The 22,616-nt window shown below is 58.9% G+C and carries 24 protein-coding genes; 13 read left to right on the forward strand and 11 right to left on the reverse strand.

The window, feature by feature from the left end:
• Positions 1–7 precede the first annotated feature (7 nt).
• The 4 genes from GGI60_RS11575 to GGI60_RS11590 are packed head-to-tail and all read right to left on the reverse strand — an operon-like array spanning position 8 to position 2,943.
• Positions 8–658, reverse strand: a complete 651-nt coding sequence (locus GGI60_RS11575) for an amino acid ABC transporter permease (protein WP_183915821.1) — start codon at positions 656–658, stop codon at positions 8–10.
• A 10-nt stretch (positions 659–668) separates the two neighbouring features.
• On the reverse strand, positions 669–1,337 hold the full coding sequence (locus tag GGI60_RS11580; protein WP_183915823.1) for an amino acid ABC transporter permease: 669 nt from the start codon (positions 1,335–1,337) through the stop codon (positions 669–671).
• A gap of 47 nt (positions 1,338–1,384) precedes the next feature.
• Complete coding sequence (locus tag GGI60_RS11585) at positions 1,385–2,206, reverse strand: sugar phosphate isomerase/epimerase (protein ID WP_183916299.1); 822 nt, start codon at positions 2,204–2,206, stop codon at positions 1,385–1,387.
• The gene (locus GGI60_RS11590; protein WP_183915825.1) at positions 2,206–2,943 is read right to left on the reverse strand and encodes a GntR family transcriptional regulator; all 738 of its coding nucleotides are present in this window, start codon (positions 2,941–2,943) and stop codon (positions 2,206–2,208) included. The genes GGI60_RS11585 and GGI60_RS11590 overlap by 1 nt, the downstream gene beginning before the upstream one ends.
• A 253-nt stretch (positions 2,944–3,196) precedes the next feature.
• Between GGI60_RS11590 and GGI60_RS11595 the strand changes: the two genes are divergently transcribed.
• From GGI60_RS11595 to GGI60_RS11610, 4 genes are read left to right on the forward strand one after another with little or no spacing between them, the layout of a single operon-like run.
• On the forward strand, positions 3,197–4,090 hold the full coding sequence (locus GGI60_RS11595; RefSeq protein ID WP_183915827.1) for an intradiol ring-cleavage dioxygenase: 894 nt from the start codon (positions 3,197–3,199) through the stop codon (positions 4,088–4,090).
• A 21-nt stretch (positions 4,091–4,111) separates the two neighbouring features.
• On the forward strand, positions 4,112–4,894 hold the full coding sequence (gene hpaH, locus GGI60_RS11600; RefSeq protein WP_183915829.1) for a 2-oxo-hept-4-ene-1,7-dioate hydratase: 783 nt from the start codon (positions 4,112–4,114) through the stop codon (positions 4,892–4,894).
• Positions 4,895–4,901: 7 nt separating this feature from the next.
• The gene (hpaI, locus tag GGI60_RS11605) at positions 4,902–5,666 is read left to right on the forward strand and encodes a 4-hydroxy-2-oxoheptanedioate aldolase (RefSeq protein ID WP_183915831.1); all 765 of its coding nucleotides are present in this window, start codon (positions 4,902–4,904) and stop codon (positions 5,664–5,666) included.
• Between the two features lie 11 nt (positions 5,667–5,677).
• Positions 5,678–6,364: a transporter substrate-binding domain-containing protein gene (locus GGI60_RS11610; RefSeq protein ID WP_183915833.1), complete on the forward strand. Its 687-nt coding sequence runs from the start codon at positions 5,678–5,680 to the stop codon at positions 6,362–6,364.
• Positions 6,365–6,459: 95 nt separating this feature from the next.
• Here GGI60_RS11610 and clpA read toward each other — a convergent pair whose 3' ends face one another.
• The 6 genes from clpA to GGI60_RS11640 all read right to left on the reverse strand — a co-directional run bounded on the left by clpA (position 6,460) and on the right by GGI60_RS11640 (position 12,324).
• A complete protein-coding gene (gene clpA, locus GGI60_RS11615; protein WP_183915834.1) occupies positions 6,460–8,949 on the reverse strand; it encodes an ATP-dependent Clp protease ATP-binding subunit ClpA in 2,490 nt (829 codons plus the stop codon).
• 10 nt (positions 8,950–8,959) lie between these two features.
• On the reverse strand, positions 8,960–9,313 hold the full coding sequence (gene clpS / locus GGI60_RS11620; protein WP_008526939.1) for an ATP-dependent Clp protease adapter ClpS: 354 nt from the start codon (positions 9,311–9,313) through the stop codon (positions 8,960–8,962).
• 276 nt (positions 9,314–9,589) lie between these two features.
• Positions 9,590–9,961, reverse strand: a complete 372-nt coding sequence (locus GGI60_RS11625; protein WP_183915836.1) for a phasin family protein — start codon at positions 9,959–9,961, stop codon at positions 9,590–9,592.
• A gap of 272 nt (positions 9,962–10,233) precedes the next feature.
• Positions 10,234–10,437 (reverse strand): DUF3126 family protein, encoded by a 204-nt coding sequence (locus GGI60_RS31940; protein ID WP_038688627.1) that lies wholly within the window; start codon positions 10,435–10,437, stop codon positions 10,234–10,236.
• A gap of 139 nt (positions 10,438–10,576) precedes the next feature.
• Positions 10,577–11,410, reverse strand: coding sequence for a serine O-acetyltransferase (cysE, locus tag GGI60_RS11635; RefSeq protein WP_183915838.1), 834 nt, complete (start codon positions 11,408–11,410; stop codon positions 10,577–10,579).
• Positions 11,411–11,538: 128 nt separating this feature from the next.
• A complete protein-coding gene (locus tag GGI60_RS11640; RefSeq protein WP_183915839.1) occupies positions 11,539–12,324 on the reverse strand; it encodes an alpha/beta fold hydrolase in 786 nt (261 codons plus the stop codon).
• A 158-nt stretch (positions 12,325–12,482) separates the two neighbouring features.
• Between GGI60_RS11640 and GGI60_RS11645 the strand changes: the two genes are divergently transcribed.
• A complete protein-coding gene (locus GGI60_RS11645; RefSeq protein WP_008526950.1) occupies positions 12,483–12,728 on the forward strand; it encodes a zinc-finger domain-containing protein in 246 nt (81 codons plus the stop codon).
• 28 nt (positions 12,729–12,756) lie between these two features.
• A complete protein-coding gene (locus GGI60_RS11650) occupies positions 12,757–13,905 on the forward strand; it encodes an FAD-dependent monooxygenase (RefSeq protein ID WP_183915841.1) in 1,149 nt (382 codons plus the stop codon).
• A gap of 36 nt (positions 13,906–13,941) precedes the next feature.
• Here the strand turns inward: GGI60_RS11650 and GGI60_RS11655 are convergent, their stop codons facing one another.
• Positions 13,942–15,132: a cystathionine beta-lyase gene (locus GGI60_RS11655; RefSeq protein ID WP_183915843.1), complete on the reverse strand. Its 1,191-nt coding sequence runs from the start codon at positions 15,130–15,132 to the stop codon at positions 13,942–13,944.
• A gap of 352 nt (positions 15,133–15,484) precedes the next feature.
• Between GGI60_RS11655 and GGI60_RS11660 the strand changes: the two genes are divergently transcribed.
• The 7 genes from GGI60_RS11660 (at position 15,485) to GGI60_RS11690 (ending at position 22,132) form a co-directional block, all read left to right on the forward strand.
• A complete protein-coding gene (locus GGI60_RS11660; RefSeq protein WP_183915845.1) occupies positions 15,485–16,510 on the forward strand; it encodes an amino acid ABC transporter substrate-binding protein in 1,026 nt (341 codons plus the stop codon).
• A 94-nt stretch (positions 16,511–16,604) separates the two neighbouring features.
• Positions 16,605–17,807: an amino acid ABC transporter permease gene (locus tag GGI60_RS11665; RefSeq protein WP_183915847.1), complete on the forward strand. Its 1,203-nt coding sequence runs from the start codon at positions 16,605–16,607 to the stop codon at positions 17,805–17,807.
• A 1-nt stretch (position 17,808) separates the two neighbouring features.
• Positions 17,809–18,954 (forward strand): amino acid ABC transporter permease, encoded by a 1,146-nt coding sequence (locus tag GGI60_RS11670; protein WP_183915849.1) that lies wholly within the window; start codon positions 17,809–17,811, stop codon positions 18,952–18,954.
• Positions 18,955–18,972: 18 nt separating this feature from the next.
• A complete protein-coding gene (locus GGI60_RS11675) occupies positions 18,973–19,746 on the forward strand; it encodes an amino acid ABC transporter ATP-binding protein (RefSeq protein WP_183915851.1) in 774 nt (257 codons plus the stop codon).
• A gap of 403 nt (positions 19,747–20,149) precedes the next feature.
• Positions 20,150–20,593, forward strand: a complete 444-nt coding sequence (locus GGI60_RS11680; RefSeq protein ID WP_183915853.1) for a DUF3597 domain-containing protein — start codon at positions 20,150–20,152, stop codon at positions 20,591–20,593.
• A 205-nt stretch (positions 20,594–20,798) separates the two neighbouring features.
• Positions 20,799–21,110, forward strand: a complete 312-nt coding sequence (locus GGI60_RS11685) for a hypothetical protein (protein WP_183915855.1) — start codon at positions 20,799–20,801, stop codon at positions 21,108–21,110.
• 629 nt (positions 21,111–21,739) lie between these two features.
• Complete coding sequence (locus tag GGI60_RS11690) at positions 21,740–22,132, forward strand: hypothetical protein (protein WP_246720367.1); 393 nt, start codon at positions 21,740–21,742, stop codon at positions 22,130–22,132.
• The last annotated feature ends 484 nt before the right edge of the window (positions 22,133–22,616 follow it).

Below are 22,616 nucleotides of genomic sequence, written 5' to 3' on the forward strand. Positions count from 1 at the left end.
GAAGCAGTTAGCGGACTGCTTTCGCCATCCGTTTCTCGAGGCCGCTTCCAAGGTGCGACAGCGGCCAGCAAATGATGAAATAGATCACGCCGACGATCCCGAAGACGAGGAGCGGCCGATAGGTCTGGTTCGAGATAATCTGACCAGCTCGGGTCAGCTCGATGAAGCCGACGATCGCGGCGAGTGACGTTCCTTTGATGAGCTGGACAAGGAAGCCGATGGTCGCAGGCATGGAGATTCTCAGGGCTTGCGGAAGGATCACGTCCTTCATCCGCGATACGTAGTGCAGGCCGAGGGCGTTTGCGGCTTCGCTCTGACCTTTGGGAACGGCTTCGATAGAGCCGCGCCAGATCTCGCCGAGGAAGGCACTCGCATGAAGAGTGAAGGCGATGGCCACGGCGATCCAGGCATTGACATCAATGCCGAGCAGCGCCACGCCGTAGTACACGACGAAAAGCTGCATCAGGAGCGGCGTGCCCTGGAACAGTGCGATGTAGCCCGAAATCGCGACGCGCACAGTACGGTTCTTTGATGCGCGCGCCAGGGCGATTAATATCCCGAACAGGCCTCCGCCTACAAAGCCGATGATTGCTAGCAGTACGGTCCATTTCAGACCCTGCAAGATGAAAAGAAATTCGTTTTCGCCGATGGGACCCATAAAGTGCCTCCTATCGCGTTGGGTAGTTGAAGTGGTGGCGGGAGATCAGGGCGAACATACCCATCATCAGGGTCGAAATGACGAGGTAGATGGCGGTTACAGTGAAGTAGACCTCGAAGCTGCGGAACGTATCGGATTCGATTCTCTGCGCCGCCGACGTCAGCTCGTAGGCTGCGATCGAGGTGCAGACTGAGGTGGTGAGGGTCAGCATCACGAACTGACTGGTGAGCGACGGGTAAATTGCCCGGAGAGCCGGCTTCAGCACGATCAGCCGGAAGACGTCGCCCTTATGGAGGCCAAGCGCGAATCCTGCCTCGATCTGACCTTTGCTGACGCTCTCGACGCCGCCGCGGATGATCTCGATCGCGTATGCACCGCCGTTGATGCCCAGCGCGATGATCGCTGTGACCGTCGGGTTTAGACGTATCCCCATCAAGGGGAGCGCGAAGTAGATGAAGAAAATCTGTACGAGGAAAGGCGTGTTCCGGACGACTTCGACGAACCCGATGACGGGAGCTCGAACGAGCGGGATCCTGGACGTTCTGGCGGCGACTCCGAGAATGCCGATTAGGAGCGCGAGGAGCATTCCGGCGAGCGCCAGCCCTATCGTACCGAGCGAACCCCAAAGCAACTCCGGGGCGCGGTCAAAGACCGCACCAAAATCGAACGAATAAGCCATGTATAATTTTCCTCCTCCCGGTGCGGATAATTTGCACCCGCGCCGGACTATCGATCCGGCCTGACCATTCTTTCCGCGCAGTTGAAAAGATGTTTAAGGTGGGCCTCCGGCGCCATGGATCCAACCAAAGGCACCTCCACCGAGATGGAAGCGGCGGTTCCGACCACAGCAACCAAATCGCTTAACGGCAGTTCCCCCTCGCCTGGAGGCAGTCGGCCGCTTCTTGCTTCAGCGATCATTTCCTCCGGCTTTGTCGGCGCTGGGCCGGCTATGTCGCATAGTTGAACATGTTTCACCTTGTCGAGGTTGGCCCGCAAGTTTGCCAGAGCCGCGCCGTTCCTGAAGAAATGGACGCCATCGACGAGAACGCCGGCATTCTCCATCCCCGCCCGTGTCACAAGCTCAATGCTATCCTCAAAGGCTTTGACCACCCGCCAGCCCATGTTTTCGATGTCGACCGCCAAGCCGTACTGTCCCGCGAGGACGCAGATAGCCGAAAAGTTCGATAACAGTCTGGCATGATCCGGATCGTCGCCACAGACGCTGAGCCGTCGCGCTCCAATGTTCGCAGCGGCGGCGAGGGTCGCCTCCACCGATGACGCGTCGAAAGAGGGATCGAGCACGAAGAACTCGATATCGAAGACCTCTACTTCTTCACCGGCAAGCACAGCCTTCAACTCTCCGGCTGCTGCGCCACCGACGGGCAGTTCATAGTACGGTGCACCGGGAAAGGCCGGATGGAGCCTGAGGCCGATCCTGGAGAAACCTGCGCGTCCGGCAATCTTCGCGAACTCCGCGGGGGGCAGCATTATGGACGAGAAGTGCGCGACGCCGATCGGGAGCGCCGATTTTGGTCTTGAGGCGGCCATCATGCGACACCTTTCGTCGCAAGATGGTTGCGAAGATTGGTTCCGGTGCGATGGATGTGCTGTCGCAGCTTCTCGCAAGCATATTCAACGTCACGTGCCACTGCGCCCTGCGCAATCTCGCTGTGTTCCTGACCTACATTGCGGTCCCCTGATGTGCGGACAAGGAAGGCGCGGCGGTATCGGTCGTTCATATTCAGCAGAAGATTGCAGAAGTGGAGAAGCAGCGGCTTACCACAGCCCGAGATTAAGGTGAGGTGGAATTCGCGGTGCAGCGCTTCCCAGTGTTCCAGTGTTTCGGGACGGGCGGCGTCGCGCTCAGTGCGGTTCAGGCGATGGAGCGCACGCATAATGTTGCCCTCCCACTCGACGTCGCCGATGCGAATGGATTCGCGAAGTGCGAAGACCTCGAGTTCCTCCCGAAGGGTCGTAACTTCTTCGAGATTGGCAAGCGAGATCGCGGCGACGCGATAGCCTCGATTGTCCTGAAACTCAACCAGACCGTCGGAAATGAGCCGCGCCAGGCCTTCACGCAACGGGCTGAGGCTGACGTTGAACGTCTTTCGGGCTTTATCGAGATTGATCTTGCTGCCCGCCTCCAGTTCGCCAGAAATGATCGCCTCCCGAAGACGCGATGCGAGCTGGCTACCGATGGTGTTTTTTCCATCGTCGGCGAAAGCAGCAGACGGCGCGTCTCCTTCTGTCAGCGCGCCATGGGCGCCGTCGTCGGTCGAGTCCATCTCTCCTCCCAGACAATCTTGTCCAACTTTCGATGATCGATATAATAAACGATTATTTATGTCAACTTGCCGCCAGAGAAGGTGACTTATTTTTCTGAGAACGCACCAGTCTAAAACTTTTTCACGGTTAAAAATCAATAGTTTAATTCTATATTTGCAGCAGAAAAAGCAGGAGGTTACGCTTGATGCGCCTTCGCTTAGCTTGACAAATAATCGATTATTTCGATACTCCGCGCTATGAGGAGGTGTCAGCATGCCAATCAGAACTGAGAGCGAGGTGACGCCTGCAGTCGTCGCTGTGATGAACCGCACCGAAGATCCCAGACTGCGTGAAATACTCGTCGCAATGGTGAAGCATCTCCACGCATTCGTACGGGAGGTCAGGCTTTCGGAAGCCGAATTCCGGGAGGCCACGGCGGTCCTCAACGAAATTGGCCAATTGCAGACTGACAGTCACAACGAGTTTGTGCTGATGGCGGGGTCGCTCGGGATCTCTTCGCTCGTCTGCCTGCTCAACAACGGCGACATGGGACAGACAGAGACGTCGCAATCGTTGCTCGGGCCATTCTGGCGGCTTAACTCACCGCGAGTCGAGAACGGCGGAACCATCATCCGGTCCGAGACCCCGGGCACGCCTTTGTTCGTCCATGCGAAGGTGATCGATCGGGAGGGCAAGCCTGTAGCAGGCGCCGAGGTCGACGTGTGGCATGCGTCGCCTGTCGGCCTTTACGAGAACCAGGATCCCGATCAGGCGGAAATGAATCTGCGGGGGAAGCTCACTACGGACGATGAAGGTCGTTTCTGGTTCAGAACGGTCAAGATGGTTGGCTACCCGATTCCCGTCGACGGCGTCGTGGGTCGCCTTCTCAAGGCGCAAGGCCGTCACCCCTATCGACCCGCCCATCTGCACGCGCTCATCTTCAAACCCGGGTACAAGACACTCATCTCCCAGGTCTTCGACCCGAGCGATCCAAATATCGACTCCGATGTACAGTTTGGCGTGACCGCGGCGTTGACCGGCGAATTCGTCCACCATGAGGAGCCGCACCCGACCGACGCTGACGTCGCAGGGCCGTGGTTCTCGCTCGATTACACATACGTTATGGAGCCGGGCGAGGCCGCCCTGCCACGCCCTCCGATCAAATAACAAAACCAGCAGAGCCAAATCATGATCACGGAAAATCAACGCCAGGAGGCAGCTGATGCGCTGCTGAGGGCCGAAGTCGAACGCAAGCCAGTCATCCAGCCAAGCAGGACATATCCGAACCTGGAACTCGAAGACGCCTACAAGATACAAGCGCTCTGGGCGCAGGCGCGAATTGCGAAAGGTGCACGGATCGTCGGCCACAAGATCGGACTGACGTCGCGGGCAATGCAGATGGCCTCGAAGATGACGGAGCCCGATTACGGCGTCATTCTCGACGACGCTCTCTTCAATGATGGAGCGCAGATCAAAGCGGATCTGTTCATCAAGCCTCGTCTCGAAGTCGAACTCGCATTCGTAATGGGCGAGGATCTTGAAGGTCCAAGCACCCGTATCTATGACGTCATGAGGGTGACCGAATTTGTCGTTCCCGCTCTCGAAATCATCGACTATCGAACCGAAGTGCCAAGAGCGATCACCGACACGATCGCCGACAACGCGGCTTTCGGAGCGATCGTCGTGGGTGGTCGTATCGTTCGGCCGATGGATGTCGATATCCGCTGGGTCGGCGCGACGCTTTCGAAAAATGGCATCATCGAGGAGTCGGGCGTTTCCGCAGCCATCATGGGGCATCCAGCCGCCGGAATCGCATGGCTCGTGAACAAGCTCCATGCTGTCGGAGGCGGCTTGAAGAAGGGCCAGATCGTTCTTGCCGGTTCGTTCACCCGCCCCGTGGATATCGCCAAGGGCGATGTCATCCACGCTGATTACGGGCCGGTCGGCTCCATCGGCGTTTCGTTCGTGTGAGGTGGCAATGGAACTCCCCGTCAATCACTTTAAGCGGAAGCTTATGGCTGGGCAAAGCCAGATCGGTCTATGGTGCGGCCTTCCGGGAAGCTACGCAGCAGAAATCGTGGCGCCGGCAGGCTTCGACTGGTTGCTGTTCGATACCGAGCACTCTCCTAGCGACGTCCTCACCGTCCTGCCCCAATTGCAGGCGGTCGCGCCCTACAGCGTTTCTCCCGTCGTGCGCCCTGCCTTCAACGACCCTGTGCTGATCAAGCGGTTCCTGGACATCGGCGTGCAGACGCTGCTCGTTCCGTATGTGCAGAATGAAGAGGAGGCGATGGCGGCCGTAGCAGCTATACGGTATCCGCCCCGCGGGATTCGCGGTGTCTCCGCCTTGACGCGTGCCACACGCTTCGGGCGCGTTTCGAACTACGCACAGATCGCGGAGCAGGAGATATGCCTGCTTCTTCAAATCGAGACCCGGGAAGCGCTCGATCATCTCGAGTCCATCGCTGCTGTCGATGGAGTGGACGGCATCTTCATCGGCCCGGCTGATCTCGCGGCGAGCTTTGGCCATCCTGGTCAACCGGGCCACCCTGAAGTGGTTGTGGCGATCGAGGACGCGATAATGCGCTTGAAGGCGCTTGGAAAGCCGACGGGCATACTCACCCCCGACGAGAAGTTCGCAGCCCGCTGCATTTCGCTTGGGACGCTGTTTACCGCAGTCGGTGTAGATGTCGCCCTACTCGCAAGAGGATCCGAAGCGCTCGCGGCCAGGTTCGCATCTTAGGGAGTTCGAAGATGTCGACGCGGAAGCAGATTTTGGCTGAGATAGCGCCGACCGGCCCTATCAGGGCCGCCATCAATATGTCAAATGCGGCGTTGGTCCGATGGGACGATGAGGCGGGCGCCCTGGTCGGTCCGAGCGCCCAGATAGCCCACAAGATTGCCGAACAATTGAATTGCGGCCTCTCTCTAATCCAGTACGGCTCGGCTGCCGACATACTTGCGAATGCAGACGGCGGCGAATGGGACATCGCTTTCATTGCCTCGGATCCATCAAGAGCCGACCGCTTCTCCTTCTCACCTCCGTACATCTCCGTCAAAGCGACCTATCTCGTGCCTGACAGTTCGTCCTTCCGGCGTGTCCAAGATGTTGACATCGAAGGAGTCCAGATCGCCTCTGCAAGGAGTGCAGCCTATACGAAGCAGCTCGAACGAATCCTTCAAAGAGCTTCAGTCTCCCACACTGATAGCCCTGCAACGGCCATCAATCTGCTTGTCGGATCGCAGTGCACTGCGGCTGCTGGACTGACCGAATACCTTATCCAAACTTCGGAACGAATTTCAGGCTTCCGGCTCGTGGAGGGAACATTCTCCGAAATCCCCCAGACGATCGCCGTGCATAAAAGATCCGTTCATGCCTCAGCTTTTTTCGCAGATTTTGTACGCCATTTACATTGCGCTCCATATGATCGTGGCGTGTGAGCGAATGGGCTCCGTGCGCCTGTAGCTAGCAATACAAAGCGAAAAATCAAAAAGGCCGCGGATGACGCGGCCTTTTCCAATTCAATGACAAGATCTCATTTCTTGCGCGGAACCTTCGGAACCGCGCTACCCTTTTTCGGAGCGTCGCGGACCTCGGGCTCGGCCCGCGGGACTGTCTTGGCGCGGGTCTTGCGGGCCGTCTTCGTCTTCAGTTCCCCGTCGCCCTCGTCATCGGCTTCGGGATGCACGACTTCGGCTTCCGGCTTCGGCTTGATCGGCGCCGTATCCGGTATGGCTTCCAGCACGATGCCGGGCTTGCCGTCTTCCTTGGGACCGACGGTGACGTTGACGACGCCGCCCTTCTTCAGCTTGCCGAAGAGGATTTCGTTGGCAAGCGGCTTCTTGATGGTGTCTTGGATCACGCGGGCAAGCGGGCGGGCGCCCATCTTCTCGTCGTAACCCTTTTCCGCCAGCCAGGCGATCGCGTCCTCATGCAGGTCGAAGGTGACGTTCCGTTCGGAAAGCTGAGCCTCCAGCTGCATGATGAACTTCTGTACGACCTTGTGAATGACAGCCGTCGGCAGCGCCGCGAAGGGAATGATCGCGTCGAGACGGTTGCGAAACTCCGGCGTGAACAGACGGGTCAGCGCCTCTTCGTCCTCGCCCGTGCGCTTGGACGAGCCGAAGCCGATCGCGGCCTTGGCCATTTCGGACGCGCCCGCATTGGTGGTCATGATCAGGATGACGTTGCGGAAGTCGATCTTCTTGCCGTTATGGTCGGTCAGCGTGCCATGGTCCATGACCTGCAGCAGGATGTTGTAGATATCAGGGTGCGCCTTTTCGATTTCGTCGAGCAGGACCACGCAATGCGGGTGCTGGTCGACGCCATCTGTGAGAAGACCGCCCTGATCGAAACCGACATAGCCGGGAGGTGCGCCGAGCAGACGCGAGACCGTATGCCGCTCCATATATTCCGACATGTCGAAGCGCAGAAGCTCGACGCCGAGCGACGACGCCAACTGCTTTGCCACCTCGGTCTTGCCCACACCGGTCGGACCAGAGAAAACATAGGAGCCGATCGGCTTGTTCGGCTCGCGCAGGCCGGCCCGCGCCAGCTTGATCGAGGTCGAAAGAGCTTCGATGGCGATATCTTGGCCGTAGACGACCGAGCGCAGTTCCTGCTCGAGATTGGCGAGCACCGCTTCGTCATCCTTGGAGACGGTTTTCGGCGGAATGCGCGCCATCGTGGCGATCGTTGCCTCGATTTCCTTTTCGGTGATCAGCTTGCGGCGCTTCGACGGCGGCAATAGCATCTGGGCCGCGCCGGTTTCGTCGATCACGTCGATCGCCTTGTCCGGCAGCTTGCGGTCGGAAATGTAGCGGGCCGAGAGTTCGACGGCCGATTTGATCGCGTCGTTCGAATAACGCAGGTGATGATACTCTTCGAAATAGGGCTTCAAACCCTTCATGATCTCGATTGCATCGTTGATCGACGGCTCGCTGACGTCGATCTTCTGGAAACGACGTACCAGCGCCCGGTCCTTCTCGAAGAACTGGCGATATTCCTTGTAGGTGGTCGAGCCGATGCAGCGGATCGCGCCCGATGACAGCGCCGGCTTCAGCAGGTTCGACGCATCCATCGCCCCGCCCGAAGTGGCGCCGGCGCCGATCACCGTGTGGATCTCGTCGATGAACAGCACTGCACCCGGATATTCTTCCAGCTCCTTGACGACCTGCTTCAGGCGCTCCTCGAAATCGCCGCGGTAGCGCGTGCCGGCGAGCAGCGTGCCCATGTCGAGCGAGAAGATCGTCGCATCGGCAAGCGCCTCTGGCACCTTGCCCTCGACGATCCGCTTGGCCAAGCCTTCGGCAATCGCCGTCTTGCCGACGCCGGGATCACCGACATACAGCGGATTGTTCTTCGAACGACGGCAGAGGATCTGGATGGTACGGCTCACCTCGGCGTGACGGCCGATCAGCGGATCGATCTTCCCGCCCTTGGCCTTCTCGTTGAGATTGACGCAATAGGCCTTGAGCGCATCCTGCTGCTTCTTGGGGCCGCCCTCTTCCTCGCCGCCGCGTGCCGTGGGCTTGCTCTCGGCTTCCTCTTCGGCGCCGCGCGGAGGGCGGGCCTCAGAGGCGCCCGGCCGCTTGCCAATGCCATGAGAGATATAGTTGACGGCATCGTAGCGGGTCATCTCCTGCTCCTGCAGGAAATAGGCGGCATGGCTTTCGCGCTCGGCGAAAATTGCGACGAGCACGTTAGCGCCGGTCACCTCTTCGCGCCCGGAAGACTGCACATGGATGACAGCGCGTTGGATGACGCGCTGGAAACCGGAGGTCGGCTTCGAATCCTCGTCATATCCGGTGATCAGATTGGAAAGTTCGTTATCGACATATTCGACGAGCGTCTTGCGCAGCGCGTCGAGATCGACGTTGCAGGCACCCATGACCGCGGCCGCATCGGCATCGTCGATCAGGGCGAGCAGCAGATGCTCGAGCGTCGCATATTCGTGATGCCGCTCGTTGGCAAAGGTCAGTGCCTGATGGAGCGCCTTCTCTAAACTAGGCGAAAATGTTGGCACGTTCAGATCCTCACTTCTTTTCCATGACGCATTGCAGCGGATGCTGGTGCTGCCGGGCGAAGTCCATCACCTGGCTGACCTTCGTTTCCGCTACCTCGTATGTGAATATTCCGCATTCGCCGACGCCGTGATTGTGGACATGGAGCATGATGCGGGTGGCACTTTCACGATCCTTCTGAAAAAAACGCTCCAGAATGTGAATGACGAATTCCATCGGTGTGTAGTCGTCATTCAGAAGCAGCACGCGATAGAGATTGGGCTTCTTGGTCTTCGGCTTGGTGCGTGTGATGACCGAGGTTCCGCGATTTCCGTTGTCCCCGTTCCTTTCGCTGTCGTTCTGCATCCGGATCGGCTTTGCGATCATTGTCATTCATTCCTCGATCAATCCGGCGGAGCATGGGAGGGTGCTTTTCCCGCCGAATATCTGAAACACTAACTTAGTTCATAATAGGCCGATTTTAAGCCCCCTGTCAGACACTGCAATGAAGAAATGCCGGCATGCACGGGAAAGACCAAAAAAGTCCCCGGGCCGATCCAAGCGGACGCTGTGGCGAAGATGGAAACAAAAAAGACCGGCTACAGATGCGTAGCCGGCCCCGGTATTTCAATATGTCGCGCAGGTTGCGCCGTCGCAATCAAATCATGCGGCAGCAGGCGTTGCCTGCGGCGCCTGCCTGCCCGTCTTGGCGACGGCAGCGGCGATCGGAGCCTCGTAAGGCTTGTAGGCGGACTTGGCGAGATCGGCGTACATTTCGCCGAGCTTGGTCGCTTCGGAGACAAAGCTCTCATAGCTGGACTTGACGTAGCTGGTCTGCAGTTCGAACACGGCCTCGAAGCTCTTGGCTCCGGCCAGCGTTTCGAAATGCGTCACCGCATCCTGAAAGGATTTCTTCGAATATTCAGCAGCTTCGGCGGCGATTGCCTGAAAGCCCCTCGCCGTATCGGTATAGGTTCTCAGCGCCGTATCGACGGCCTCCTTGCTCTTCCTGTTTGCATCGTCAAAGTTGAACATGACCGTCCTCCGTTGGGCTGTGGGATGGCGGCAGGGTAGCCGCAACGCACAAATAGTCAAGTAGTCTTGTGCGACGCAAAACAACCCATAGGTTGCATGACAACAATAAAACAAAGGCCGCGGGCCGGGGCACGTACGTCTTTAACTGTTTTTGCTAATATATATCAGATAGCTGCAACCACAGATTTTAGAAAAATTTTGTTTGAGAAGCAAAAAAACAAAAAAACCGGGCGGAATGCGCCGCCCGGTCCCCTTGAAACGTTCGAGCCCGATCAAAGATCGACGTCGAGGATCGCCATCGAAAAGTTGTAGGAGCGGTCGCCGTCCTCGTCATCGATATAGACGACGCCCAGAAATTCTTCGCCGAGATAGACTTCCGCAGAATCATTCTTGCGCGGACGCGCCTTGACGATCATCTGCGGGTTGAACATGCGCTTGAAATAGGCGTCGAGCTTCTTGATTTCTTCAGGCTTCACTCTGTCATCTCCGTAAGCGGTCTTGATTGGCCGCTTCTTGCACAGGAAAAGCAGCGGTGTAAAGGCGGGCTGCCGCTTGGGCAGTGGCAGTTCCCGCTCGGTTCCTGCCGGCTTTTCCTATCCTTTTTCCAACAGGCGCTCAGATATCGGCGCCGATCACCTGGTCCATATTGCGCGATGGTTCGGAACAACCGGCCTCGCCGACGACCTTGGCAGGCACACCGGCAACCGTCTTCTTCGGCGGCACTGCTTTGAGGACGACGGAACCGGCGGCGACGCGCGAGCAGAAGCCGATTTCGATGTTGCCGAGGATCTTCGCGCCGGCGCCGATCATGACGCCGCTGCCGATCTTCGGATGGCGGTCGGCGCCCTCCTTGCCGGTGCCGCCGAGCGTGACGCCATGCAGGATCGAGACATTGTCGCCGACAACAGCCGTTTCACCGATCACGAGACCGGTGGCATGATCTAGGAAGATACCCTTGCCGATACGGGCGGCCGGATTGATATCGGTCTGGAAGACGCTGGACGAGCGGCTTTGCAGATAGAGGGCAAAGTCACGCCTGCCGCGGTTCAGCAGCCAATGGGCCAGACGATGCGTCTGCAGCGCATGGAAGCCCTTGAAATAGAGCACCGCCTCCATGAAGCGCAGGCAAGCGGGATCGCGGTCATAGACCGCCTGGATATCGACGCGCAGGATCGAGCTCCATTCCGGCCAATCGGCGAGCATTTCCTCGAAGGTCTGGCGCAGGAGGATCGCCTGCATGTCGGGATGATCGAGCCGTTCGCAGATGCGGTGAATGACGCATTCTTCGAGCGAACGGTGATTGATAACCGTCGAATAGAGAAAGGCGGCGAGAACCGGATCCGTTTCGGCGGCAGTGCGGGCTTCCTCGCGCAGGCTGTCCCAGATGGGATCCATCATTTTCAATGGATGGCCTGTTTCAAAAGCACGAATGTCTGTCTTGGCGACCATCGCCGCTCTCCTCGTTACCAACAGGAATGCCGTTTTCGCAATGCCAGTATATAGTGGAAAACGCCAATAACATAAATGGGTGCCGTCACCATGGTTTTTTAGAACGGTTTTTCGGCATCACGATGATGTCAGCCCTCAGCGACCCTCGCGTAGAAGGCCAGCACCGCCTGCTTGAAAACCTTGTCGCCCACGGCGAGCATATGATCGCGGCCGGGAATGTCGAGCGCCTCAGCCTCGGGCATCAGTGCCGCCAGCTGCTGCGGCGAGCCGGCGATATCGTCCTTGGTGCCGACGCCGATCAACGCCGGCATATCGAGTCTGGCCATATCGGAGCGGGCGACGAGATCGCGCGATCCGCGAATGCAGGCGGCGAGCGCAGTGCGATCGCTTTTTGTCTGTTCGGCGAAGGCGCGGAACATGCGGCCGCGCTCATGCGTCACGACGTCCAGTGAGGGAGCCAGCAGCGCATCGGCGATCGGGTCCCAGTCGCCGACGCCGTCGGTCATGCCGATGCCGAGACCGCCGAGCACCAGCGATCGGACGCGATGCGGATTGGCGAGCGCGGCAAAGACGGAAATGCGCGCTCCCATCGAATACCCCATGAGGTTGGCTTCGGCGATGCCGAGATGGTCGAGCAGGGCGATCGCATCGGCGGCCATCACCCATGGACGATAGGCTTCGGAATCATGCGGCTTGTCGCTCGCGCCATGACCGCGATTGTCGATGGCGATCACCCGGTAGCCGGCATCGCCGAGCGTCTTTAGCCACCCCGGATGCACCCAGTTGACGTTTGCCGTCGAGGCAAAGCCGTGAATCAGCAGGACAGGCACACCGGAGGGATCGCCTTCGTCGAAAAAGGCGAACCGCAATCCGTCATGGGTGAAGCTTGAAAAAACTGGAGTGTTCAGGTTCATCGTGTCTTCCTTTTTGGCGCGACCATAATTGAGCCGCCCGCCAGCGTGAAGCCAAAAACCGTGGCTGAAAACTGTGCCTGCCGCGGCGCTTTGGCTCTACACATTTGCGGCGAAGGCTTATAAGGTTCGCGCAAATTTGACAGCATTCGGAGAGCGACATGGCCGGCCACAACATTCCTCACTTCCAGAACGACGGCGGTCATCGCGTCATCGAAGTCGGTGTCAAGGAATTCATGTGCACGGGCGCTTCGGCTCCCTTCGATCACCCGCACATCTTCATCGACATGGGCGACGACAACGAGAAGGTCTGCTCCTATTGCTCGACGCTCTATCGCTTCAATTCTTCCCTTAAGCCCAGCCAGACCAATCCGGCCGGCTGCGTTTTCCATGTGAAGGCGGCATAACCCGACCAGAATCCGGAACGGACTGGCAATGCCCGTCGATCATGCCGTCATCATCGGCGCCGGAATTGCCGGGCTGACGGCTGCGCTGTCGCTTTCGCGCCGGGGCATCAGCTCGGAGATTTTCGAGCAGGCGGACGAACTCACCGAAGTCGGCGCCGGATTGCAGCTTTCGCCGAATGCCTCCCGCATTCTTGCCGGGCTCGGCATTCTGGACACGCTTTCGAAGATCTGGCTCGAACCGGAGAGCATCCGACTGATTTCGGGCAGTTCGCTACGCCAGCTTGCGGTGGTGCCGGCAGGCAAATTCGCGCGGCAGCGCTGGGGCGCGCCCTATGGCGTCCTGCATCGCACCACGCTGCAGAAAGCGCTGCTCGCCGCGGTCGAAGCCGAGCCGCTCTGCCGGCTTCACCTCGGCATGCGCATGGAAGCGGGTCCGCCACCTTCCGAACGGCTGGCCGATGTCGTGATCGGCGCCGACGGCGTCTGGTCGAAGCTGCGGCAATCTATTGCGGGCGGCCCCTCGCCGCGTTTTTCCGGCAATATCGCCTACCGCTTCACCATTGCCGAGGATGAAGCGCCCGGTTTCCTCGATCGGACTAGCGTTTCCGCTTTCCTCGGCGGGTCGGCGCATCTGGTCAGCTATCCGCTGAAGGAGACCGGCAGCTTCAACATGGTGGCAATCACCGACGGCAACATTGCGCCGCAGGCCTGGCAAAGCGAGCCGACGGCAGAGCAGCGCGCGCAGCTGCGATCACGTCTTGCCGGCTGGAACGCGGCCATCGTCTCGCTGCTCGAAAGACAGCCGAAGCTGACTTTCTGGCCGCTGTTCGAAACCACGTCAGGCGCGTGGCAGGACGGCAGGGCGGTTCTGATCGGCGACGCCGCTCACGCGATGATGCCCTTTGCGGCCCAGGGCGCGGCGATGGCAATCGAAGATGCCTACGAACTTGCCGCTTGTCTTTCGGATCGTCCCGTCGCCGAAGCGCTGGCGCATTTCGAAAGGCATCGCGCGCCGCGCATCGCCAAGCTTCGCCAGCGCGGCGCCTTCAACCGGTTTGCCTATCATGCGAGAGGGCCGATCCGGATCGGCCGCGATCTCGTTCTCGGGCTGAAGCCGCCGCAGAGCCTGGCGGCGGATCTCGACTGGATCTATGGCTATCGCGCCATGCGGCCATAGAGCGCCGCAAGCGACAGCGGCGCTCCACGCCTCCCCTCAGACGGCGCTTGCCGCTGCAAAGCCGCGTTCGACATCGGCCTTAAGGTCGGCCACATCCTCGATACCGATCTGCAGGCGGATGACCGCACCGTCGGTCGGGGCCTTGGCGACCCTGCGGTCGTTGAGATAAGCATGCAAAGCGAGGCTTTCGAAGCCGCCCCAGGAATAGCCGAGGCCGAAGATCCGCAGTGCATCGAGGAAGGCATGCGCCTTTGCCCTGGATTGCTCGGGATCATCGGCGGCAAGCACGAAGGAAAAGATGCCGCTGGCCCCCTTGAAATCGCGCTTCCAGAGATGATGGGAGGGGAAGCTCGGCAGCGCCGGATGCAGCACCCGCGCGACATCCTCCCTGCCCTCCAGCCATTCGGCGATAGCAAGCGCGCTTTCATAATGGCGCTCGAGGCGCAGCCCCATAGTGCGCAATCCGCGCAGGATCTGGTAGGCATCATCGGGTGCGCCGCAGATGCCGAGGGCGCCGTTCGCCTCCTTCAGCCGCTCCCAATGTTCGGCATTGGCCGACACCGTCCCGAGCAGAATGTCGGAATGGCCGGACGGATATTTCGTCGCTGCGTGGATGGAGATGTCGACGCCATGATCGAGCGGCCGGAAGTAAAGCGGCGTCGCCCAGGTATTGTCCATCATGACGACGGCGCCGTGGCGGTGGGCAACCGCCGAGATAGCCGGAATATCCTGCATCTCGAATGTGTTGGAGCCCGGAGCCTCGGTGTGCACGATCTTCGTGTTCGGCCGGAACAGCGCCTCTATGCCGGCGCCGATCAATGGGTCGTAATATTCCACCTCGACGCCGAGGCGCTTCAGCATCGTGTCGCAGAAATGGCGGGTCGGACCGTAAACCGAATCGACGACCAGGGCATGGTCGCCGGCGGCAACGAAACCCAGGAACGGAATGGTGACGGCCGCGAGCCCCGAGGGAACGAGGATGGTGCCGGCCGAACCTTCGAGCGCGTCGATCGCCTCGCAGAGCGCATCCGTCGTCGGCGTGCCGCGGGTCCCGTAGGTGTATTTCTGGGAACGCGTCTCCATCGTCCGGGCATTCGGAAACAGCACCGTCGAGGCATGCACGACCGGCGGATTGACGAAACCGTGATAGTCGAGGGGATCGTTGCCGATATGGCTCAGGCGGGTGTTGATGCCGGCATTCTGCAGCAAGCTGTCTTTGTCTTTCATGTCGGGAATAGCCTTTGGCAAGGGACGCGAAAACGAGACTTTTGGACGCCCTGCCGCCTCCAGTCAACCCTTTGGGACCTTGGGCGGATTCCATCGAAAAGTATGATTTTCGCGTTATTTTTCCGCAATCGGACGCCCATTTCCTGACCAGCCGCCCATGAATGCGGCGCAATTGACCAAATTTCTGAATTTTGCCGCAATTATTGATGGCGACACTTGACCATAGTGACATTTGCGACTGTGATAGACCCACTCGCGCCGGGAGGGTGTCGAGGCGATTGGGGAGGCCGACGCAACGTTCGGGCGCACTCCCCACAAGATAAAGATAAGACAATGGAAAAAGGTTGGGAAAATGAAGAATAAGCTCCTGTCCACCGCCATCGGCGCAGCGGTTTTGGCACTTGGCGCATCGGCAGCCTCGGCCACCACTCTCGGTGACGTCAAGGCGAAGGGTTTCGTACAATGCGGCGTCAATACCGGCCTGGCCGGCTTTGCCGCACCCGACGCTTCCGGCAATTGGGCCGGTTTCGACGTCGATTTCTGCAAGGCCGTCGCTTCCGCCGTTTTCGGCGACCCCACGAAGGTGAAGTTCACCCCCCTCAGCGCCGCCAACCGCTTCCCGGCGCTTCAGTCCGGTGAAATCGACGTTCTGGCCCGCAATACGACCTGGTCGATCAATCGCGACACTGCTCTCGGGCTGAACTTCCGCTTCGTCAACTATTATGATGGGCAGGGCTTCATGGTTCGCAAGAGCCTGAACGTGAAGTCGGCGCTCGAGCTCTCCGGCGCATCGGTCTGCGTCCAGTCCGGCACGACCACCGAGCTCAACCTTGCCGATTACTTCAAGGCAAACAACCTTCAGTACAATCCGGTCGTCTTCGAAAAGCTGGACGAGGTTAACGCCGCCTATGATGCCGGTCGCTGCGACGTCTACACGACCGACCAGTCCGGCCTCTATTCGCTGCGTCTGACCCTGAAGAACCCCGACGAGCATGCGATCCTTCCGGAAATCATCTCCAAGGAGCCGCTCGCGCCGGCTGTTCGCCAGGGTGACGACCAGTGGTTCGACATCGTCAGCTGGGTCGGCTATGCCATGATCAATGCTGAAGAGTTCGGCATCACTCAGGCGAATGTCGACGACATGAAGAATTCGCCGAACCCCGACATCAAGCGCTTCCTCGGCGTCGAGGCCGACACCAAGATCGGCACCGATCTGGGCCTCACCAACGAATGGGCATACAATATCGTCAAGAACGTCGGCAATTACGGCGAAGTCTTCGAGCGCAATATCGGCCAGGGCAGCCCGCTCAAGATTGCACGCGGCCTTAACGCCCTGTGGAACAAGGGCGGCATCCAGTACGCTCCGCCGGTTCGCTAACCGGCCGCGCAGGAAAGCCGGAAAGGCGGGCAACCGCCTTTCCTCCTCCAATAAAAAAGCTCCGAAAAGGAGCATAATGGGGAATTGGCCAAGCATGACGCATCAGGCTTTGGATTCAACACGTTTATCCAGAAGCGGCTGGAGCTTTCAGTCCGCCCTCTATGACCCGACAATTCGGGGCATTTTCTTCCAGGTTCTCACCATCGTCCTCCTGGTCGTCTTCGTCTGGTGGGTCGCGCACAACACTGCCGTGAATCTGGCGCGCGCCAACATCGCGTCGGGCTTCGGCTTTCTGAACGGCCGTGCCGGCTTCGAGGTCGGTCAGTCGCTGATCGCCTATTCGAGCGATTCGACCTACGGCCGCGCGCTGCTTGTCGGTCTTCTGAACACGCTGCTGATCGCCGTTACCGGCATCATCACCGCCACCATCATCGGCTTCATCATCGGTATTGGCCGCCTGTCGCGGAACTGGCTGATTGCCAAGCTGTGCACGGTTTACGTTGAAGTCTTCCGCAATATTCCGCCGTTGCTTGTCATCTTCTTCTGGTATTCGGGCGTTCTGGCGATTCTGCCGAGCGCGCGGGAGTCGCTGCATCTGCCGCTCGGGTCGTATCTGAACAACCGCGGCCTATCCTTTCCCAAGCCGATTTTCGGCGAGACTTTCTGGCTCGTCGGCGTCGCCTTCATCGTCGCGATCATCGCCGTCATCGCGACGGCCCGATGGGCGCATCGCCGACAGGCGGCGACAGGTCAGCCGTTCCATACGATCTGGGCTTCGATCGGCCTGTTGATCGGCCTGCCGCTTATTGCCTTCCTGCTCGCAGGCGCGCCGCTATCCTTCGATTATCCGATCGCGGGCAAGTTCAACCTCACCGGCGGCTCCGTCGTCGGGCCCGAGTTCATGTCGCTGTTCCTGGCGCTTTCCTTCTACACCGCGGCCTTCATCGCCGAGATCGTACGTGCGGGCATTCGCGGCGTGCCGAAGGGACAGACGGAAGCAGCAGGCGCACTTGGGCTTCACCCCTCCTCGATCACTCGGCTGGTCGTCATTCCACAGGCCTTCCGCATCATCATTCCGCCGTTGAGCAGCCAGTATCTCAATCTAACCAAGAACTCGTCGCTGGCGATCGCCATCGGTTTTGCCGATCTCGTCGCCGTCGGCAGCACGACGTTGAACCAGACCGGTCAGGCCATCGAGGTGATCCTCATCTGGATGGTCGTTTACCTCGCGCTCAGTATCGTGACTTCGCTGTTCATGAACTGGTTCAATGCCAAGATGGCGCTGGTGGAGAGGTAAGATGAGCAACAGTTTCGTCAGAACGGCCATACTCGCGCCGGAGCCGCCTCCACCGGGAGAAAAGGGCGCGGTCGCCTGGGTTCGCCGCAATCTGCTTGCGACGCCGAAAGACATCGTTCTTACCATCGTGGCGCTGGTCTTTTTCTTCTGGGCAATGCTCCACGCGATCGACTGGCTTTTCGTGCAGGCTGTCTGGAGCGGCCCAGACCGCACCTTCTGTGCCACTGCCGTGCAGGGCGGAATCCAGCCAGACGGCTGGAACGGTGCATGCTGGGCCTTCGTCAATGCCAAATTCGACCAGTTCATTTTTGGACGTTACCCGCTTGACGAGCGCTGGCGCCCGACGCTGGTCGGTATTCTTTTCGTACTCCTGTTGGTGCCGATGCTCATCCCTTCGGCGCCGCGCAAAGGCGCCAATGCCCTCCTGCTCTTCGGCGTGCTGCCGATTGTTTCCTTCTTTCTGCTTTACGGCGGATTTGGCCTGGAAATCGTCGAGACCCCACTCTGGGGTGGGCTGCTGGTGACGCTGGTGCTCTCTTTCGTCGGCATCGCCGTCTCCTTCCCGCTCGGCATCATCCTGGCGCTCGGAAGGCGCTCGCAGATGCCGGTCATCCGCACCTTCTGCGTCGTTTTCATCGAAGTCGTCCGGGGTGTGCCGCTGATTACGGTCCTGTTCATGGCGAGCGTCATGCTGCCGCTTTTCCTGCCGGCCGGCTGGACGGTAGACAAGCTCTTGCGCGCGATCATCGGGGTATCGATCTTCGCCTCCGCCTATATGGCGGAAGTCATCCGCGGCGGCCTGCAGGCCATTCCTAAGGGTCAGTTCGAGGGGGCGGATTCGCTCGGGTTGGGCTACTGGCAGAAGATGCGGTTGGTTATCATGCCGCAGGCAATCAAGCTGGTGATCCCCGGCATCGTCAACACCTTCATCGGCATGTTCAAGGACACCTCGCTGGTGTCGATCATCAGCATGTTCGATCTTCTCGGCATCGTTCGCCTCAATTTCGTCGATCCGAACTGGGCAACCGCGGTAACGCCGCTCACGGGGCTGATATTCGCCGGATTCGCCTTCTGGCTTTTCTGCTTCGGCATGTCGCGCTATTCAGCATTCATCGAACGTCACCTCGACACCGGCCACAAACGATAAGAATGAGGGAAAACAATCATGGCTGAAGCTCCAGCTAAAAAGCTCACCGTTTCCGCAACGGAAGTGGCGATCGAAATTATCAACATGAACAAGTGGTACGGTGATTTCCATGTGCTGCGCGACATCAATCTGAAGGTCATGCGCGGCGAGCGCATCGTCATCGCTGGCCCGTCGGGTTCCGGCAAGTCGACGATGATCCGCTGCATCAACCGGCTGGAAGAACATCAGAAGGGGCAGATCATCGTGGACGGCACCGAGCTCACCAACGATCTGAAGAAGATCGACGAAGTCAGGCGCGAAGTCGGGATGGTGTTCCAGCACTTCAACCTCTTTCCGCATCTGACGATCCTCGAAAACTGCACGCTGGCGCCGATCTGGGTGCGCAAGATGCCGAAGAGGCAGGCGGAAGAGATCGCCATGCACTTCCTGAAGCGCGTCAAGATCCCCGAACAGGCCAACAAATATCCGGGGCAGCTTTCCGGCGGCCAACAGCAGCGCGTGGCGATTGCCCGGTCACTCTGCATGAACCCGAAAATCATGCTGTTCGACGAGCCGACCTCGGCGCTCGACCCCGAGATGATCAAGGAAGTGCTCGACACCATGGTGGGGCTTGCCGAGGAGGGCATGACCATGCTTTGCGTCACGCATGAAATGGGCTTTGCCCGCCAGGTCGCCAACCGCGTCATCTTCATGGATCAGGGCCAGATCGTCGAACAGAATTCGCCGGCGGAATTCTTCGACAATCCGCAGCACGAACGCACCAAGCTGTTCCTGAGCCAGATCCTGCACTGACCGGAACGCACACTTCCGGGCGACAGGCATTAACTTGTTTAAGATCCGCCGCGCCCTTTGGGTTCGGCGGGTCTTTCATGTTCAGCGGGAGGCCGTCGCCTGCAACAGACTGCAGAGACCGGCAAGGCCGGAATCGCCACCACCTGACGCGGAGATATCAACGCAACGCACGAGCATCTTGCGCTGTCTTCGATGGGCCTGCTGCGGAAGAGTTCCACGATACGCGCTCCGGATCTTCAGCGGCCCGCCGAATCTCTTCAGACAAATCGAGGACAGCTATCCGAGGGATTTGTTTTTCTGCCGACGTTTGAACCTGCGAATATAGCTTCTCTCTCGTCTGGATAAGTCCGTGCGGAATTCCATGTTTCAGCATGTTCTCATTTATGAAACTGGAGATTCAAGGATGGGCATTTTCGACAAGATCAAACATGCAATCTTCGGAGAAGCAAAAGCAGCCGAACCGGCCGCAGCCGGCGCGCCAAAGACGCCGCCCGCCCAGGCTCCCGTTTCGCCGTCGGCAGCGCCCAGTTCGGCGCCTACGGCCTCCCCCGCTCAGAGCAAACCGCCCAGCGCCCCAGCCACAGCCGCCGCGATCGATATCGTCCCTATCCTCAACGCCGCTGTCAAAAAGAGCGGCCAGAAACTCGATTGGCGTCACTCGATCGTCGACCTGATGAAAGCCGTCGGGATGGATGCGAGCCTGACCGAACGCAAGGAGCTCGCCGCCGAACTCGGCTATACCGGCGACACCAACGATTCCGCAAAAATGAATATGTGGCTGCACAAGGCGCTGATGAAGCGGCTTTCGGAAAATGGCGGCAAGGTGCCGGCCGATCTCCTGGATTGACCCGCCGAGAGGATGGATGACTGCCGCCGCGCTGCGGCGGCAGTATCCTGTTCTAAATTAAAGAGTTAGAGCATGATGTCGTCCGAAAATCGCTCACACTTTTCGGCTTCATGCTCTAGCAGTGCGCCCTCTTGCCCGCAGGCGTTGAAACAAATAACCTCCCGATCGATTACTTCGATGATCGATCAAGGGAGAATTAAATCCAATGAGATTGATGGCCGTCGTTGGCGTTGCACTTGGCCTGGGCTGTATTTCGGCCGCAGAATCTCCTTCAAACTATCAATCCTATAGCGGCGTTCGGGTCGATACCGATCCGGTCCTCCTGACCCGATACGACAAGGCACTCCGCTGGTGCGTTCCGGAAGCAGGTTCATGGCGACGAGGCTCGCCGGATCCACAGAGCCTGCATTACAATGCGGCGCTCAGAATCTGCCTTTACAGGCGGGGCTTCGTCGACAGGGGCGTCTACGCCTACCCCATTCCCAAGGTTTACTTCGATCATTTCCTGGATCGCTGAGAAGAATTTTCGGCTAACAGCAATTTATTCCACCTTTCGGCATTCCATAGGTTTGGGCTGTAATCTATCGCGCAGCACGAATCGAAATAGATATCCGACGCCTATCGGTGGGCAATTAAAGGGACAATATTTAAATGCGCGCTCATACCGTAACAATGATAATTGCCGTGGGTCTTCTGCCTTCTGCGTCCCTACGCGTCAGGACTACGATGCCTACGTCACACTGCTGCAGGGCAGCGCAAGGGCAAGAAGTGAAGCGGTGAAAGACTGCGCGAAGGGATTCGATGCAAGCGGACGTCGCGGCGCCGGGCTTGTGACAAACGTTTCGGACAAAGACGCTCCGCGGGTTGCATGCGAGCGATTTGTTGCCGCCGTTGTTTCTGGTCGCATTACCTATGACGATGTCGTCGACGTCAAACAACGCCGCTTTACTCCGAAGATCATCAAAGTTTTCCAAGGTCGCTAAACAAGATCGCGCGACGGCTTGCGGCCTCGAGCTCGCAAGCCGTCGACAACTCATCCGAGCGAAGCCACCCAGAAAGCGACGGACATCGTGCACTCGGGGCCGATTGTCACACCGTCTGAGATTGCTACCGTGCGGCAGCACCGAATGACGTGTGAGGTCAGAGATGATCTACGAGAAGATAGAAGGAGGTCCGGAACTGCTGGCTTGGTTCGGACAGAACCCGACCTTTCCTGACGCGGTAATTCTGAGCCTCTCGCTCAATCGCACTGGGGCCAGCGAGTTGATGATTCACCGCTGGATCGACACCGGTGCTGTTGATCAAGATGGATACCGGATCCTTGACAAGCATGCAGTCGTCACTTTCGCCTTCGAAGATTTTATGGACCTGCAGTTGGACGGCTTCAGCCACCAGAACGTGATCAATGGTCTCATCCTCCGCTACGCAACGGATCGCGGTCGAGCTGGCTACTATGGCCTTCCAAAAGTACCGGAAGACATCGAGATCGAGCTGCGACCCTGTTACGGGCTGGATGGTTTCATCCCGCGAAGAAAGTGACCGTGACGTTCCGTCCGGGTCGGCCTGCTGACGACAGACTAACCGCAGCAGCGGCCCCTTGAGGAAATCTTTGTTTCTCGACTTTGTCCCAACTCCTAACCTGATCTGGCGCTTCTCCTGTGACAGCAGTCGACGGGTTACGCGGTGAGCAATTGACCGAGTGATGCGAGTGCTGCGGTTCGTGCTGCAAAGCGATCGCCTGCTCTGCGGATAACTGGGAATTGGTTCAGCCCCGCTCGAGTGAGTGGCTGGCGCGGTTCCCTGCGGCATGCCTGCAGCAGCTTTCCGAGTATCTCGATCGTTGTATCGGGCTCATCACGAGAGGATTGCCTTAGCGGCAATTCCCTTGATCGGGGGGTATTTTGCAGTTCGAGGTGTGGGCGATTCTACGATCATGCGCCTCCCCTACCATGTCGATAAGTATCACTTTTGAGGGCGAATCTGCCCAAAAAGCCCTAGATTCACAAAAAAATGCAGATTCGGT

Source organism: Rhizobium lentis (genome assembly GCF_014200175.1).
In the GTDB taxonomy this organism is placed as follows: domain Bacteria; phylum Pseudomonadota; class Alphaproteobacteria; order Rhizobiales; family Rhizobiaceae; genus Rhizobium; species Rhizobium mulingense.